The organism is Catellatospora tritici (assembly GCF_019083965.1).
GTDB classification, from domain to species: domain Bacteria; phylum Actinomycetota; class Actinomycetes; order Mycobacteriales; family Micromonosporaceae; genus Catellatospora; species Catellatospora tritici.
Genome location: NZ_JAHRCY010000021.1, coordinates 106,016 through 122,234 on the forward strand (window position 1 = coordinate 106,016; position 16,219 = coordinate 122,234).

Sequence of the window (16,219 nt, forward strand, 5' to 3'; positions counted from 1 at the left end):
GGAATCCGACGATGTGGAGTGTGCGTCGATGCCCGAGCCCAGCCTCGCCGGGGCCCCGCTGCCCGGAGACAGCACCGGACCGGCCCGCCGCCTCGCCGAGCTCACCGAGCCCCAGCGGGAGCGCTTCCTGCTGGACCTCGTCAGCGGCGAGATCCGGTCGGTGCTGCGGCGGGTGCGTCCCGACCTCGACGGTGACGTCGCCGCCGACCGGCCGTTCCGTGACCTCGGCCTGGACTCCCTCGGCCTGGTCGAGCTGCACGCGGCGCTGACCGCCGCCACCGGGCTGGCGCTGCCGATCCCGGTGCTGTTCGACCACCCCACGCCCGCGTCGCTGGCCCGGCGGCTGGGTGCCGAACTGCTCGGCGATCGGGACACCGCCGCCGCGCCGCCGCCGCTCGCGCTCGCCGCCGACGACCCGATCGTCATCGTCGGCGCGGGCTGCCGCTTCCCCGGCGGTGTCGCCTCCCCGGACGACCTGTGGCGCGTGGTCGCCGAGGGCAGGTCGGTGGTCGGCGGCTTCCCGACCGACCGGGGCTGGGACCTCGACGCGCTCTTCGACGACGACCCGGACGCCCTGGGCCGCACCTACGCCCGCACCGGCGGCTTCCTGTACGACGCCGCCGAGTTCGACGCCGAGTTCTTCGGCATCGCCCCCCGCGAGGCGCTGGCGATGGACCCGCAGCAGCGGCTGGTGCTGGAGACGGCGTGGGAGGCGCTGGAGCGGGCCGGGATCGACCCGACCTCGCTGCGCGACTCGCGCACCGGCGTCTTCCTCGGCGCGGGCCTGCACGAGTACGGCGTACGCATGGCCGACGCGCCTGCGGGCGTGGACGGCTACGTGCTGACCGGCACGGCGCTCAGCATCGTGTCCGGCCGCACCGCGTACACCCTCGGGCTGCGTGGACCGGCGCTGACCGTGGACACCGCCTGCTCCGGCTCGCTGGTATCGCTGCACCTGGCCGCCCAGTCGCTGCGGCGCGGCGAGTCCACCCTGGCGCTGGCCGGTGGCGTCAGCGTGATGGCCAGCCCCGGCCTGTTCACCGAGTTCAGCCGTCAGCGCGGGCTCGCCCCGGACGGTTTGATCAAGGCGTTCGCGGCTGCCGCCGACGGCACCGGCTTCGCCGAGGGCGCCGGGGTGCTGGTGCTGGAGCGGCTGTCCGACGCGCGCCGCCACGGCCACCCGGTGCTGGCGGTAGTACGCGCCTCGGCGATCAACCAGGACGGTGCCAGCAACGGCCTCACCGCCCCCAGCGGCGCCGCGCAGCGGCAGCTGATCCGCGATACCCTGGCCCTGGCCGGGCTGCGCGCCGACGAGGTCGACGCCGCCGACGCGCACGGCACCGGCACCATCCTGGGTGACCCGATCGAGGCGCAGGCGATCCTGGCCACGTACGGGCAGGGGCGGGCGGACGGTCGGCCGATGCGGATCGGCTCGGTGAAGTCGAACATCGGGCACACCCAGGCCGCCGCCGGAGTCGCCGGGATCATAAAGATGATCATGGGCATGCGACACGAAGAACTGCCCCGTACGCTGCACGTGGACGCGCCCAGCCCCAATGTGGACTGGAGTGCCGGGCAGGTCGAGCTGCTGACCGAGCCGGTGCCGTGGCCCCGGGGCGAGCGCCCGCGCCGGGCGGCGGTCTCCGCGTTCGGCATCAGCGGCACCAACGCGCACGTCATCCTGGAGGAACCCGAGGCCGAGCCGGTGGCGGGCAGCGGGATGGGGGAGCGGGGCGATTCGCCGTACCCGCCGGTGCTGCTGTCGGCGCGCGGCGCCGACGCCCTGCGCGCCCAGGCCGGGCGCCTGGCCGACCTGGCCGAACGGCGGCCCGACCTCACCCCGGCCGACCTCGGCCACTCGCTGGCCACCACCCGCGCGACGCTGCCCGACCGCGTCGCACTGGTCGCCACCGACCGCGACGAACTGCTGCGCGGCCTGCGCGCGATCAGCCAGGGCGAGGCGCACCCGACCGCCGTGCCCGGCACGCCCGCCGGAGCGCTCGCGGTCCTGTTCACCGGCCAGGGTAGCCAGCGCGCCGAGATGGGACGGCAGCTGTACCGCCGCTACCCGGCTTTCGCTACCGCCTTCGACGCGGCCGCGGGCTACCTGGACCTGCAGCTGGACCGGCCGCTGCGGGAGGTGCTGTTCGCCGCCGACGAGCCGCTGCTGCACCAGACCGCCTACGCCCAGTCCGCGCTGTTCGCGGTCGAGACGGCGCTCTACCGGCTGCTGGAGTCGTGGGGGCTGCGCCCGGACCACCTGGCCGGGCACTCCCTCGGCGAGCTGGTCGCCGCACACGTCGCCGGGGTGCTGTCGCTGGAGGACGCGGCGCTGCTGGTCGGCGCGCGCGGACGGCTCATGCAGCAGCTGCCGACCGGCGGCGCCATGCTGGCGGTCGCCGCAGCCGAGGCCGACGTGGCGCCGCTGCTGGCCGAGTGGGCCGGACGGCTGTCGCTCGCGGCGGTCAACGGACCCGCTGCCGTGGTCGTCTCCGGCACCGCCGAAGCAGTGTCCGAGCTGGACGAACGGCTGCGCGCGGCGGGGCGGCGCACCAAGGCCCTGCGGGTCAGCCACGCGTTCCACTCACTGCTGATGGAACCGATGCTCGCCGAGTTCGAACGCGTCGCGAGCATCCTCGACTACCGCGCCCCGAAGATCCCGATCGTCTCCAACGTCACCGGGCAGACCCTCACCGCCGAGCAGGCCTGCTCCCCGGCGTACTGGGTGCGGCACGTGCGGGAGGCGGTCCGGTTCCACGACGGGCTGAACCACCTGGCCGAGCAGGGCGTCACCACATTCGTCGAGATCGGACCCGACCCGGTGCTGTCGGCGATGGGCCGCGACTGCCGCACCGATCCGGGTACGGCGTTCGTCAGCGTGCTGCGCCGCGACACCGACGAGGCGCGCCAGGTGCACACCGCCCTGGCCACGGCCTGGGTGCGGGGGGCGGCGCCGGACCCGGCGCGGCTGTACCCCGGGGCCCGGCGGGTCGAACTGCCCACATACGCGTTCCAGCGGCGGCGGTTCTGGCTCGCCCCGGCGCCCGCCGACGGCGACCCGGCGCGGCTGGGGCAGGCCAGGGGCGGGCACGCCATGCTCGGTGCCCTGGTCGGCGTGGCCGACGGCGGTGCCGTGCTGACCGGGCGGATCAGCCTGCGTACGCATCCGTGGCTGGCCGACCACACCGTGGCCGGGGTGACCCTGCTGCCCGGCACGGCCCTGCTCGACCTGGCCCTGCACGCCGGAGCCCAGACCGACTGCCCCCGCGTCGAGGAGCTGGCGGTCGAGGCGGCGCTGCCGCTGTCCGACCACGACGTCGACCTGCAGGTCGTCGTCACCGCGCCGGACTCCGGTGGGCGCCGGGGTGTCGAGGTGCACTCGCGCCGCGCGGGCGCGACCGAGCAGCCGTGGCGGCGCCACGCGGGCGGCACCCTGGCCCCGGCCGCCATCGAACCGGGGGTCGACCTCACCGCCTGGCCGCCGCCGCAGGCCGAGCCCGTCGACGTGACCGACTTCTACCCCGACCTCACCGCCCAGGGCTACGGCTACGGACCCGCCTTCCACGGGCTGCGGTCGGCGTGGCGGCACGGCGCCGAGGTGCTCGCCGAGGTCGTGCTGCCGCTGCCGTCCACCGAGGCCACCGGGTACGGCGTGCACCCGGCGCTGCTCGACGCGGCCCTGCACGCGGCCGACTTCGCCCCCGGCCTGGACGCCACCGGGGTCCGGGTGCCGTTCGTGTGGCGCGGCGTGACCCTGCACGCCGTCGGCGCGACCGCCGTCCGCGCCCGGATCACCGCGACCACCACCGGTGACGTGCGCCTGACCGTCACCGACGCGGCCGGGGCACCGGTCGCCACGGTCGAGGCGGTCGTGCTCCGCCCGGCCACCACCGAGCAGCTGCGCACCCCCGGTGACGACGCGCGCGGCTCGCTGCTGCGCCAGACCTGGCAGCCGTTGGAACTGGTGCCGGTCCCGCTGGTCCCCGAGGTCGTGTGGGCGCCGTTGCCGCAGGTGCTCGCCGCCGGCGGCGACCTGCCCACCATCGTGCGTACGCTGCTGGAACGTACCCGGCAGCAGCTGCTGTCCGCGCTCGCGGGCACCGACTCCACGGCGGTGCCCGTGGTGGTCCGCACCAGCGGCGCCGTCGCGGTCGGCGGTCTCGTCGACCCGGCCCAGGCCGCCGTCTGGGGCCTGGGCCGCTCGGCCCAGGCCGAGCACCCGGGCCGCGTCCTGCTGCTCGACGCCGCCCCCGACCTCGACGGGGACCTCGTCGACGCGGCCGTCGCGACCGCGCTGGCGGCCGGGGAGACCGAGGTCGTGCTGCACGGCGGCGTCGCGTACGTGCCGCGCCTGGCGGGGCCGAGCGCCCCGGCCGAGGACGTCCGTCCGGCGTGGCCGGTCGACGGGACCGTCCTGGTCACCGGCGGCGCCGGCGGTGTGGGCGCGGCGGTGGTGCGGCACCTCATCGGCGTACACGGGCAGCGCGGCGTGCTGGTCGCCAGCCGTCGCGGCAGTGCGGCCCCCGAGGCGGCGCAACTGCTGGCGTACGCCGCCGAGCACGGTGCCGACCTGCGCATCGAAGCCTGTGACCTGGCCGACCGGGCGGCCGTCGCCGCCCTGCTCGCCACCGTCCCGGCCGACCGGCCGCTGTCGGCCGTACTGCACGCCGCGGGCGTGATCGCCGACGGGCTGATCGGCTCGCTCACTCCCGAGCGGTTCGAGGTGGTGCTGCGGCCCAAGGTCGACGCCGCGTGGCACCTGCACGAGCTGACCCGCGACCTCGACCTGTCCGCGTTCGTGCTGTTCTCGTCGGCCGCGGCCGCCCTCGACGCGCCCGGCCAGGGCAACTACGCGGCCGCCAACGCCTTCCTCGACGCCCTGGCGCAGCGGCGCCGAGCCGAAGGACTGAACGCTGTCTCGGTCCGCTGGGGCCTGTGGACCGGCGTCGGCGGCATGGGCGACCGTCTCGACGCCACCGCGCTGCGGCGTATCGAACGCTCCGGCTTCACCACCCTGTCCGCCGCCGACAATCTGGCCCTGCTCGACCAGGCCGCCACCGGCGCCGAGCCGGTCGTGCTGCCCGCCCTGCTGGACGCCCGCGCGGTCCGGGCCCGGCCCGACGGCGTCCCGCCGCTGCTGCGCGGACTCGTCCGCCCCGGCGTACGCCGCGCCGCCGACGGACCGGCCGCCGCGGCCGTGCCCGACAGCGAGGAGACGCTGCTCGAACTGGTCCGCACCCACGTCGCCGAGGTGCTCGGGCACGACGGGTCGGCGGCGGTCAGCCCCACCCGGGCGTTCAGCGAGATCGGCTTCGACTCGCTGGCCGCCGTCGAGCTGCGCAACCGCCTCGGCAAGGCCACCGGGCTGCGCCTGAGCGCCACGCTGACCTTCGACTACCCGACCCCCGGCGAACTGGCCCGGCACCTGCGGGCCACCGCCGCCGGACAGGCGGCACCGGCCCGGCCCGCCCCGCCGGTGCGCGCCGTCGCCGCCGACGAGCCGATCGCGATCGTCGGCATGGCCTGCCGCTACCCCGGCGGCGTCGGCTCGCCCGAGGACCTGTGGCGGCTGGTCGCCGCGGGCGGTGACGCCATCGGCGGCTTCCCCGACGACCGCGGCTGGGACCCCGCGATCTTCGACCCCGAACCCGGCCGACCGGGTAAGACATACTCCCGCGAGGGCGGGTTCCTCTACGACGCCGCCGACTTCGACGCCGACTTCTTCGGCATCAGTCCGCGCGAGGCGCAGGCCATGGACCCGCAGCAGCGGCTGCTGCTGGAGACGGCGTGGGAGGCGTTCGAGCGGGCGGGCATCGACGCCCAGTCGGTGCGTGGCTCGGACACCGGCGTCTTCGCGGGCGTGATGTACCACGACTGGGCCACCCGGATGGGTCGCGTGCCCGAGGAGGTCGCCGGATACCTCGGCAACGGCAGCCTCGCCAGCGTCGTCTCCGGCCGGGTCGCGTACGCGCTGGGCCTGGTCGGACCGGCCGTCACCGTCGACACCGCGTGCTCGTCGTCGCTGGTCGCGATGCACTGGGCCATGCGCGCGCTGCGCCAGGGCGAGTGCTCGCTCGCGCTGGCGGGCGGCGTCACCGTGATGTCCACTCCGGACACGTTCATCGACATGAGCCGCCAGCGCGGCTTGGCCCCCGACGGCCGCTGCAAGTCGTTCGGCGCCGGCGCCGACGGCACCGGCTGGGGCGAGGGCGTGGGCGTACTGCTGCTGGAGCGGCTGTCCGACGCCCGCCGCAACGGCCACCGGGTGCTGGCGCTGCTGCGCGGCTCCGCTGTCAACTCCGACGGCGCCTCCAACGGCCTCACCGCCCCGAACGGCCCGTCCCAGCAGCGCGTCATCGCGCAGGCACTGGCGGGCAGCGGCCTGCGCGCCGCCGACGTCGACGCGGTCGAGGGCCACGGCACCGGCACCACGCTGGGTGACCCGATCGAGGCGCAGGCGCTGCTGGCGACGTACGGGCAGGACCGGCACGGGGATGAGCCGCTGTGGTTGGGTTCGGTGAAGTCGAACCTGGGCCACACGCAGGCGGCCGCCGGGGTCGCCGGTGTGATCAAGATGGTGCAGGCGATGCACCACGAGGTGCTGCCCCGCACGCTGTACGCCGACGAGCCGTCGCCGCAGGTCGACTGGGACGCGGGCGCGGTCCGGCTGCTGTCGGAGCCGGTGGCGTGGCCCCGACGGGACCGCCCCCGGCGCGCCGGGGTGTCGTCGTTCGGCATCAGCGGCACGAACGCCCACGTCATCGTCGAGGAGCCGCCGGTGACAGCGCCCGCTCCGGCCGTCGCAACCGCTCTCGGGGCTCCGCGTCCCGGCGCGGCCGCCTCGGTGACGGCCGCCACTGCCGCGGCTCGTGCGGTGCCGCCTGTGCCCGCACGGCCTCGGCCGGTGCCGCTGGTGGTCAGCGGCCGCAGCGTCGCCGCGCTGCGCGGCCAGGCCGCTCGACTGCGAGATCATCTGTCCGCCGTGTCACCGGCCGGTCTCACCGCCGGTGGGCTCGTCTCGGCCGACCTGACGGCGACCGCGCTGGCTCTCGCCGTCACCCGCGCCCCGCTGGAGCACCGTGCGGTGGTCGTTGGCGCGGACACCCCCGAACTGGTCACCGCACTGGACGCCCTGGTGCGGGACTCCGGCACCACCGACAGCGTCCGCGAGGGCCGCTTCGCGGCGGTCTTCACCGGTCAGGGCGCCCAACGCCTGGGCATGGCCCGCGAGCTGTACGACGCCTATCCGGTGTTCGCGGCGCGTTTCGATGAGGTCTGTGCCGAGCTGGACCGTTGGTTGGATCGTCCGATCCGGGATGTGATCTGGGGTGGGGACGAAGACCTGGTCAATCAGACCGTCTCCGCGCAGGCTGGTCTGTTCGCGGTTGAGGTGGCGCTGTTCGAGTTGTTGGCGTTCTGGGGTGTGCGGCCGCAGTACTTGGCCGGGCATTCGATCGGTGAGCTGTCGGCCGCGTGTGTGGCCGGGGTGTGGTCGTTGGCTGATGCGGCGAGGCTGGTGGCGGCGCGTGGCCGGTTGATGCAGGCCCTGCCCACGGGTGGGGTGATGGTCGCGGTCGAAGCCACTGAGGCTGAGGTGTTGCCGCTGCTGGTGGACGGGGTCGACATCGCGGCGGTCAACGGTCCGCGCGCGGTGGTGGTGTCCGGGGTGGAGTCTGCGGTCGAGCAGGTCGTGGCGCAGCTGTCGGCCGAGGGTCGGCGGACGTCACGGCTTCGGGTGTCGCACGCGTTCCACTCGGTGCTGATGGAACCGATGCTGGCCGAGTACGGCCGGGTCGCGGCGGAACTCGTCTACAACGAGCCGAGCATCCCGCTGGTCTCCACGGTCACCGGTCGGCTGGTCACCGCCGGTCAGCTGACCGATCCACGGTACTGGGTGGGTCAGGTCCGGGGCGCGGTGCGGTTCGCCGACGCGGTGGGCACGCTGCTGGCCGAGGGTGTGGTCACGGTGCTGGAGATCGGCCCGGACGCGCCGCTGTCGGCGGCCGGACCGGCCAACCTGGACGCCGATTCGACCGTGGTGTTCGTGGCCGCGCAGCGGCGCAACCGCGCCGAGGCGGCGGAACTGGTCACGGCCGTCGGGCGCATGCACGCCCGGGGCGTCGCGGTGGACTGGCCCGCTCTGCTCGGCGCCACCGCCGACGTGCGCGACCTGCCGGAGCTGCCGACGTACGCGTTCCAGCGGCAGCGGTACTGGCTGGACGCGGAGTCCGGCGACGTCGCCGCCGCGATGGGGCTGGCCGGAATCGAGGCCATTGAGCACCCGCTGCTGCGGGCGGCGGTGGCCGCGCCGCAGGACGGCGGGCTGGTGCTCACCGGTCGGCTCGCGGTCTCGGCCCAGCCCTGGCTGGCCGACCACGACGTGCTGGGGCGGCTCATCCTGCCCGGGACCGCGTTCGTGGAGCTGGCGATCTCGGCAGGCGACCGGGTCGGCTGCGGCCGGGTCGAGGAGCTGGCCCTGGCGGTGCCGCTGATCCTGCCCGACCGGGGCGGGGTCGCGGTGCAGGTCGTGGTCGGCGCGGCCGACGCGGCGGGCACCCGGCAGGTCACCGTCCACTCCCGCCGCCAGGACGGCGACGCCGTCTGGACCAGGCACGCCACCGGGGTGCTGGCTCCGACCGTGGCGACCGCGCCGTTCGACCTCACCGCGTGGCCGCCCGCCGGCGCGGCGCCGATCCCGGTGACCAACGCGTACGAGCACATCGCCGACCGTGGCTACGGCTACGGTCCCACCTTCCAGGGCCTGCGCGCCGCGTGGCGCCGGGGCGACGACGTCTTCGCCGAGGTGGCGCTGCCCGAGCAGGCGCACGCCGACGCGGCCCGGTTCGGGCTGCACCCGGCCCTGCTCGACGCGGCCATGCACGCCGACCTGCTCGACGAGCGCGGCGGTGCCTCCGGTGACACCCTGCTGCCGTTCGTATGGAACGGGGTCACCCTGCACTCGGCCGGGGCCACCTCGGTACGGGTGCACCTGCGCCGCCTGCGCGGCGAGGAGGAGTCGGCGATGTGGATCGCCGACGCGACGGGCCGTCCGGTCGCGACGGTCGAGGCGTTGGTGACCCGCGCGGTCACCGACCGCCAACTCGCCACCGCACCCGGCGGCGGCGCCGGTTCGCTGCTGCGGGTGAGCTGGGCCGAAGCACCACTGCCCGCCGAGGCCGCCGCGCTGGCGGCGCCGGGCGAGGGCCCGGCGCGGTTCGTGCGGCATGACGTCGTACCCGCTGAAGGTCTGATCCCCGCCGCGACCAGCGCGACCGCCCACGCGGTGCTCGGCACCGTGCGGCAGTGGCTGACCGACCCCGCACGCGCCGCATCGACCCTGGTCGTGGTGACGTGTCGGGCCGTGTCCGTCGCGGACGCCGACGGGATCGACCCGGTCGCGGCACCGGTATGGGGCCTCGTGCGCGCCGCCCAGGCCGAGCATCCGGGCCGGTTCCTGCTGGTCGACGTCGACGGCACCGAGCAGTCGGACGCCGCCGTGGCCCGCGCCGTGCTCGTCGGAGAGCCGGAGTCCGCGCTGCGCGACGGCACACTGCTCGTCCCGCGCCTGACCGAAGCCGCCCCGGTGGCCGCGGCGCCGTCGTGGCACCCGGACGGCACCGTGCTCATCACCGGTGGCACCGGCGGCCTCGGTGGGCTGCTCGCCCGCCACCTGGTCACCGAATACGGCGTCCGGCACCTGCTGCTCACCAGCCGCCGCGGGACGGCCGGCCCGGACGCGGCCCGGCTGCACGCCGAACTCACCGCGCTGGGCGCCCGCGTGACCGTGGCGGCCTGCGACGCCGCCGACGTCGACGCGCTGGCGGAGGTGCTGGAGGAGATCCCGGCCGAACACCCGCTGACCGCCGTGGTGCACGCGGCCGGGACCGTCGCGGGCGGTCTGGTCGACTCGCTGACCGACCTTGACCCGGTGCTGCGCCCGAAGGTCGACGGCGCCTGGCACCTGCACGAGCTGACCCGTGGCCTGGACCTGGCGGCGTTCGTGCTGCTGTCGTCGGCGGGCGGCACCGTGCTGGCGGCCGGGCAGGCCGACTACGCGGCCGCCAACGTGTTCCTCGACGGGCTCGCCGCGCACCGACGGGCCGCCGGGCTGCCCGCGACGTCGCTCGGGTTCGGACTGTGGGCCGTCGACACGGGCATGGGCCCGGTCACCGACGCCGACACCGCCCGGCTGGCCCGGCTGGGCCTGCCCGCGCTGACCCCGGCCGAGGGCCTGGCCCTGTTCGACCGAGGGCTGGCCGCGACCGAGCCGGTCGTGCTCGGGCTGCGGGTCGACCCGGTCGCACTGCGGGCGCGCGGCGACGAGGTGCCCGCGCTGCTGCGCTCGTATGCCGGACCGGCCCGGCGCCCGGTTGCCGCCGCCGAACCGACCGGCGCGCGGTCCGGCCTGGCCGGGCTGGACCCGGCCGAGCGGTCCCGTGCCCTGGTGGAGCTGGTGCGCCAGAGCGTCGCGTCGGTGCTCGGACATCAGCATGGCGACGCGGTCGACCCGGACCGCGCGTTCCGTGACCTCGGGTTCGACTCGCTGGCCGCCGTCGAGCTGCGCAACCTGCTCAACACCGCCACGGGGCTGCGGCTGCCCGCGACCCTGGTGTTCGACTACCCGACCGCGCGCGCCGCGGCCGGGTTCATCGAGACCAGGTTCGCCGACGCCGCGCCCGCACCGGCCGCCCCGGTCCGGGTCGGCTCGGCCGCGCCCGCCGAGGAGCCGATCGCGATCATCGGGATGAGCTGCCGCTTCCCCGGCGGCGTGCGTTCGCCCGAGGACCTGTGGCAGCTCGTGCTGGCCGGACGCGACGCGATCTCCGCCTTCCCCGAGGACCGGGGCTGGGCGCTGGAGTCCATCTTCGACCCCGAGCCGGGCGTGATCGGCAAGACGTACGTGCGGCACGGCGGTTTCCTGCATGACGCCACCGAGTTCGACGCGGAGTTCTTCGGCATCATGCCGCGCGAGGCGCTGGCCATGGACCCGCAGCAGCGGCTGCTGCTGCAGGCCTCGTGGGAGGCGTTCGAGCGGGCCGGGATCGACCCGGCCTCGCTGCGCGGCAGCCAGACCGGCGTCTACGCGGGCATCATGTACCACGAGTACGGCAGCCGCCTGTCCCAGGTGCCGCCGGACCTGACCGGCTACCTCGGCAACGGCAGCGCGGCGAGCATCGCCTCCGGCCGCGTCGCCTACACCCTCGGCCTGGAGGGCCCGGCCGTCACCGTCGACACGGCCTGCTCGTCGTCGCTGGTGGCGCTGCACCTGGCCTGCCAGGCACTGCGGCAGGGCGAGGTCGATCTGGCCCTGGCCGGTGGGGTGACGGTGATGCCGACGCCGGAGATCTTCGTCGACTTCAGTCAGCAGCGCGGCCTGGCCACCGACGGCCGGTGCAAGGCGTTCGCGGGCGCCGCCGACGGCACGGCCTGGTCGGAAGGCATCGGCATCCTGCTGGTGGAGCGGCTGTCCGACGCCCGACGCAACGGCCACCCGGTGCTGGCCGTGGTACGCGGCTCGGCGATCAATCAGGATGGTGCCTCCAACGGTCTCACCGCGCCGAACGGCCCGGCCCAGCAGCGGGTGATCCAGCGCGCGCTGGCCGCCTCGGGGCTCGGCGCGGCCGAGGTGGACCTGGTCGAGGGGCACGGCACCGGCACCCGGCTGGGTGACCCGATCGAGGCGCAGGCGCTGCTGGCGACGTACGGGCAGGAGCGGGACGCGGCCCGGCCGCTGTGGCTCGGCTCGATCAAGTCGAACATCGGCCACGCGCAGGCCGCCGCCGGGGTCAGCGGTGTCATCAAGACGGTGCTGGCGATCCGGCACGGGCTGATGCCCCGTACGTTGCACGTGGACGAGCCGTCGCCGCAGGTGGACTGGTCGGCCGGGCACATCCGGCTGCTGACCGAGCCGATGCCGTGGCCGTCGACCGGTCAGCCCCGCCGGGCCGCGATCTCGTCGTTCGGCCTCAGCGGCACCAACGCCCACATGATCATTGAGGAGGCGCCGGAACCGGCGACCGAGCCGACTGCGGCCGAGCGGAAGTACGCCGGGCCGGTGCCGCTGCTGCTGTCGGCCCGTACCGCCCGCGCCCTGCCCGACCAGGCGGCGAACCTGCTGGCGCACCTGCGCGACGACGCCGACCTGCTCGACACGGCCGCCTCGCTGGTCACCACCCGTGGCACGCTGGACCACCGCGCGGTGGTCGTGGCCGCCGACGCCGAGGCCGCCCGCCGCGCCCTGCGGGCTCTGGCCGACGGCGGCACCGCCCCCGACCTGGTCACCGGCGTACGCGCCGGGGACGGCCGGACCGCGTTCCTGTTCTCCGGGCAGGGCTCCCAGCGCCCCGGCATGGGCCGGGACCTGTACACCGCCCATCCGGTGTTCCGCGACGCGTTCGACGGGATCTGCGCGCTGCTCGACCCGCTGCTGGACCGCCCGCTGCGCGAGGTCATGTGGGAGGAGGACGGCACGGACCTGGCGCAGACCGGATACACCCAGTGCGCGCTGTTCGCGTACGAGGTGGCGCTGTTCCGGCTGGTCGAGTCCCTGGGCCTGCGGCCGGACCTGTTGCTGGGCCACTCCATCGGCGAGATCGCGGCGGCGCACGTCGCCGGGGTGCTGTCGTCGGCCGACGCCTGCACCCTGGTCGCCGCGCGCGGTCGGCTCATGCAGGCGCTGCCGCCGGGCGGGGCGATGGTCGCGCTGCAGGCCACCGAGGACGAGGTGGCACCGCTGCTCGCCGACGCCGTCGGCTGCTCGCTGGCCGCGGTCAACGGGCCGCGTTCGGTCGTGCTGTCCGGCGCCGCCGACGCCGTGGACGCGATCGCGGCCGTGCTGCGGACCGAGGGACGCAAGACCAGCCGCCTGCGGGTGTCGCACGCGTTCCACTCGCCGCTGATGGAGCCGATGCTGGCGGAGTTCGGCCGGATCGCCGCGACGCTGACCTACCACGCGCCCACCATCCCCATCGTGTCCAACGTGACCGGTGCCCTGGCCGCCGCCGAGCAGCTGTGCTCGCCGGACTACTGGGTCGGGCACGTCCGCGCGGCGGTCCGGTTCGCCGACGGCATGGCGAGCCTGGCCTCGGCCGGGATCACCCGCACCCTGGAGCTGGGCCCGGACACCGTGCTCAGTGCCCTGGCCGAGGCCTGCCTCGACGGCGCCGGAGTGCTGATCGTGCCGACCGCCGACCGCCGCGCCGACGAGCCCACCGCGCTGCTGCGCGGCCTGGCCCGACTGCACGTCGCCGGGGCCGGGCCGGACTGGCGCGCGCTGTTCGCGGGCACCGGCGCCCGGCGGGTCGAGCTGCCCACCTACGCCTTCGACCGGCGGCGGTACTGGCTCAACATGCCGCCAGCCGCGCCCGACCCGACCGGGTCCGGGCAGGCCCCGGCCGGGCACCCGCTGCTCAGCGCGGTCGTGGTCGCGCCGGAGTCGGGCGGGCTGGTCCTCACCGGACGACTGGCCGCGCAGACGCAGACCTGGCTGACCGACCACGCCGTGCTCGGCACCGTGGTGCTGCCCGGCACCGCCTACGTGGAGCTGGCCCTGCGCGCGGGCGAGGAGGTCGGCTGCGGGACCGTCGAGGAGCTGACCATCGAGGCGCTGCTGCCGCTGAGCACCGCCGCGGGTACGGCGATCCAGGTGGTGCTCGGCGCGGCCGACCCGAGCGGGCGGCGCACCGTGACGATGTACTCGCGGCAGGAGGACGCACCGGCGCAGGTCGGCTGGACCAGGCACGCGTCCGGGTTCCTCGCGCCGACGCCCGCCGGGCAGACCCCCGCCGCGCACAGCGGCTCGTGGCCGCCCGCCGCCGCCGAGGCCGTCGACATCAGCGACGTGTACGACTACCTCACCAGCCAGGGCTACCACTACGGGCCGATGTTCCGGGGCCTGCGCGCGGTGTGGCGCACCGCCGACGAGGTCTTCGCCGAGGTGGCGCTGCCGCAGGAGGCGACCGAGGAGGCGAGCGGCTACCGGATCCACCCGTCGCTGCTGGACGCCGCGCTCAGCGGTGCCGACTTCCTCGGCGGCCACCGGCCGCAGGACGTCGGCGCCTCGATGCTGCCGTTCGCCTGGGCCGGCGTACGGATGCACGGCGGTGGCGCGGCCCGGTTGCGGGTGCGGATCCGCTCGCTGGGCAAGGACGCGATCCGGCTGGAACTCAGCGATGTCACCGGCCTGCCTGTGGCGACGGTGGAATCGCTGGTGATCCGCGCGGTCACCCCGGACCGGATCGCCGCCGCCGCCGACGCGTCGACCGGCATCCGTTCCCTGGACTCGCTGTACCGCGTGGTCTGGCGGTACCTGCCGCTGGGCGCGGCGGGCGAGCGCGGCCCCGGCGACTGGGCGGTGCTCGGCGACGAGCAGCTGTCGTTCGGCGCGTCCGTGGCGTCCTTCGCCGACTTCACCGCCCTGGTCAAGGAGATCGACAATGGGCGGGCGGTGCCGGAGCTGACCGTGTACGCCTGCCCGACCCGTACCGGACGGGTGCCCACCGACGTGCGCGACGTGCTCGACCCGGTGCTCGCGCTGCTGCGGTCCTGGCTGGCAGACGACCGGTTCGCCGACTCCCGCCTCATGATCGTCACGCGGGGCGGCGTGGCCATGGAAGGTGAGCCGATCGACCTGAGCCAGGCCCCCGTCTGGGGCCTGGTCCGGGCCGCCGCGCAGGAGAACCCGGGCCGGATCATGCTGGCCGACCTGGACGGCACCCGACTGCCCGTCGCCCTGGCCGAACTGGGCGAACCCGAACTCGTGGTGCGCGGCGGCGACGTCCGCGTGCCCCGGTTGGCGGGTGTGCCCGCCTCGGACGCGGGCGACCGTACGCCGTGGGACCCGGCGGGCACCGTGCTCGTCACCGGCGGCACCGGTGGCCTCGGCGCGCTGGTCGCCCGCCACCTGGCCACCCGGCACGGGGTGCGGCACCTGCTGCTGGCCAGCCGCAGCGGCGACACCGCGCAGGCGCGGGAGCTGGTGGCCGAACTGGCCGGGCTCGGCGCGCGGGCGACCGTCGCCGCCTGCGACGCCGCCGACCGGGACGCTCTCGCGTCGCTGCTGGCCGCGATCCCGGCCGACCGGCCGCTGCGCGCCGTCGTGCACGCCGCGGCCGTCAGCGACAACGCGTTGATCGGCGGGCTGACCCAGCAACAGCTGGAGACGGTGCTGCGACCCAAGGTCGACGGCGCCTGGCACCTGCACGAACTCACCCGGGAACTGGACCTGACCGCGTTCGTCCTGTTCTCCTCCTGCGCCGGGCTGCTCGTCGGCGCGGGCCAGGGCAACTACGGCGCCGCCAACCGGTTCGTCGACGCGCTCGCCCTGCACCGCCGCTCGCTCGGGCTGCCCGCCAGCTCGCTCGCGTTCGGACTGTGGTCGGCCAAGACCGGTCTCGGCGGCGGCGTCACCGAGGCCGACCTGGCCCGGATGGGTCGCCTGGGCATGCCCGCCCTGTCCACCGCCGAAGGGCTGGTGCTGTTCGACGACGCGCTGTCGGTGGACGAGGCCGTCGTCGTGCCGATCCGGCTCGACCCGGCGTCCCTGGCCGCGGCCGCGGACGAGGTGTCGGCGCTGTTCCGCGAGGTGGCCCGCAAGAGTCCCGCACCGTCGGCCCGTCCGGCGGCACCCGCGCCGCAGGCGGCCGCCGCCACCTCGGGCGGGGCATCGGGCGGGGCCACGCTGGAGGAGCGGCTGGCCGGGCTCAGTGCCGACCAGCAGAGCCGGATGCTGCTGGACCTGGTCCGTACCCATGTCGCGGCGGTCCGCCACGACGAGCCGTCGGCCATCGACCTGAGCAAGGGCTTCACCGAGCTGGGCCTGGACTCACTGGCCGCGATCGAGCTGCGCAACCGGCTCGGCACGGCGACCGGGCTGCGCCTGCCCGCGACGCTGATGTTCGACTACCCGAACCCGCAGGCGCTGGCCGCGTTCCTGCACGAGGAGCTGCTGCCGGGGCTGCCGGTCCCGGTCGCCGCGCCGGTCGGCCAACCCGACGACGACGAGGTGCGCCGTCGGCTGGCGACCATCGACGTGTCGGCACTGCGTGCCGCCGGGCTGCTGGAGCAGCTGCTGAAGCTGGCCGCCGCCCCGGCCGAGCCGGTCGCGGCCGTACCGGCGCAGCCCAGCGCCGACCAGCGCGAATCCATCATGTCCATGACGATCGACGACCTGGTGCGCACCGCCCTCGGGCGGAGCGACGACAACTGAGCTGGAGTGCAC

General features: G+C 75.6%; 1 protein-coding gene. It reads left to right on the top strand.

What is annotated here, in order from left to right; all coding sequences use genetic code 11:
* The first annotated feature begins 28 nt into the window (after positions 1–28).
* Complete coding sequence (locus tag KUA19_RS33825; protein WP_217402755.1) at positions 29–16,207, top strand: type I polyketide synthase; 16,179 nt, start codon at positions 29–31, stop codon at positions 16,205–16,207.
* Positions 16,208–16,219: the final 12 nt, after the last annotated feature.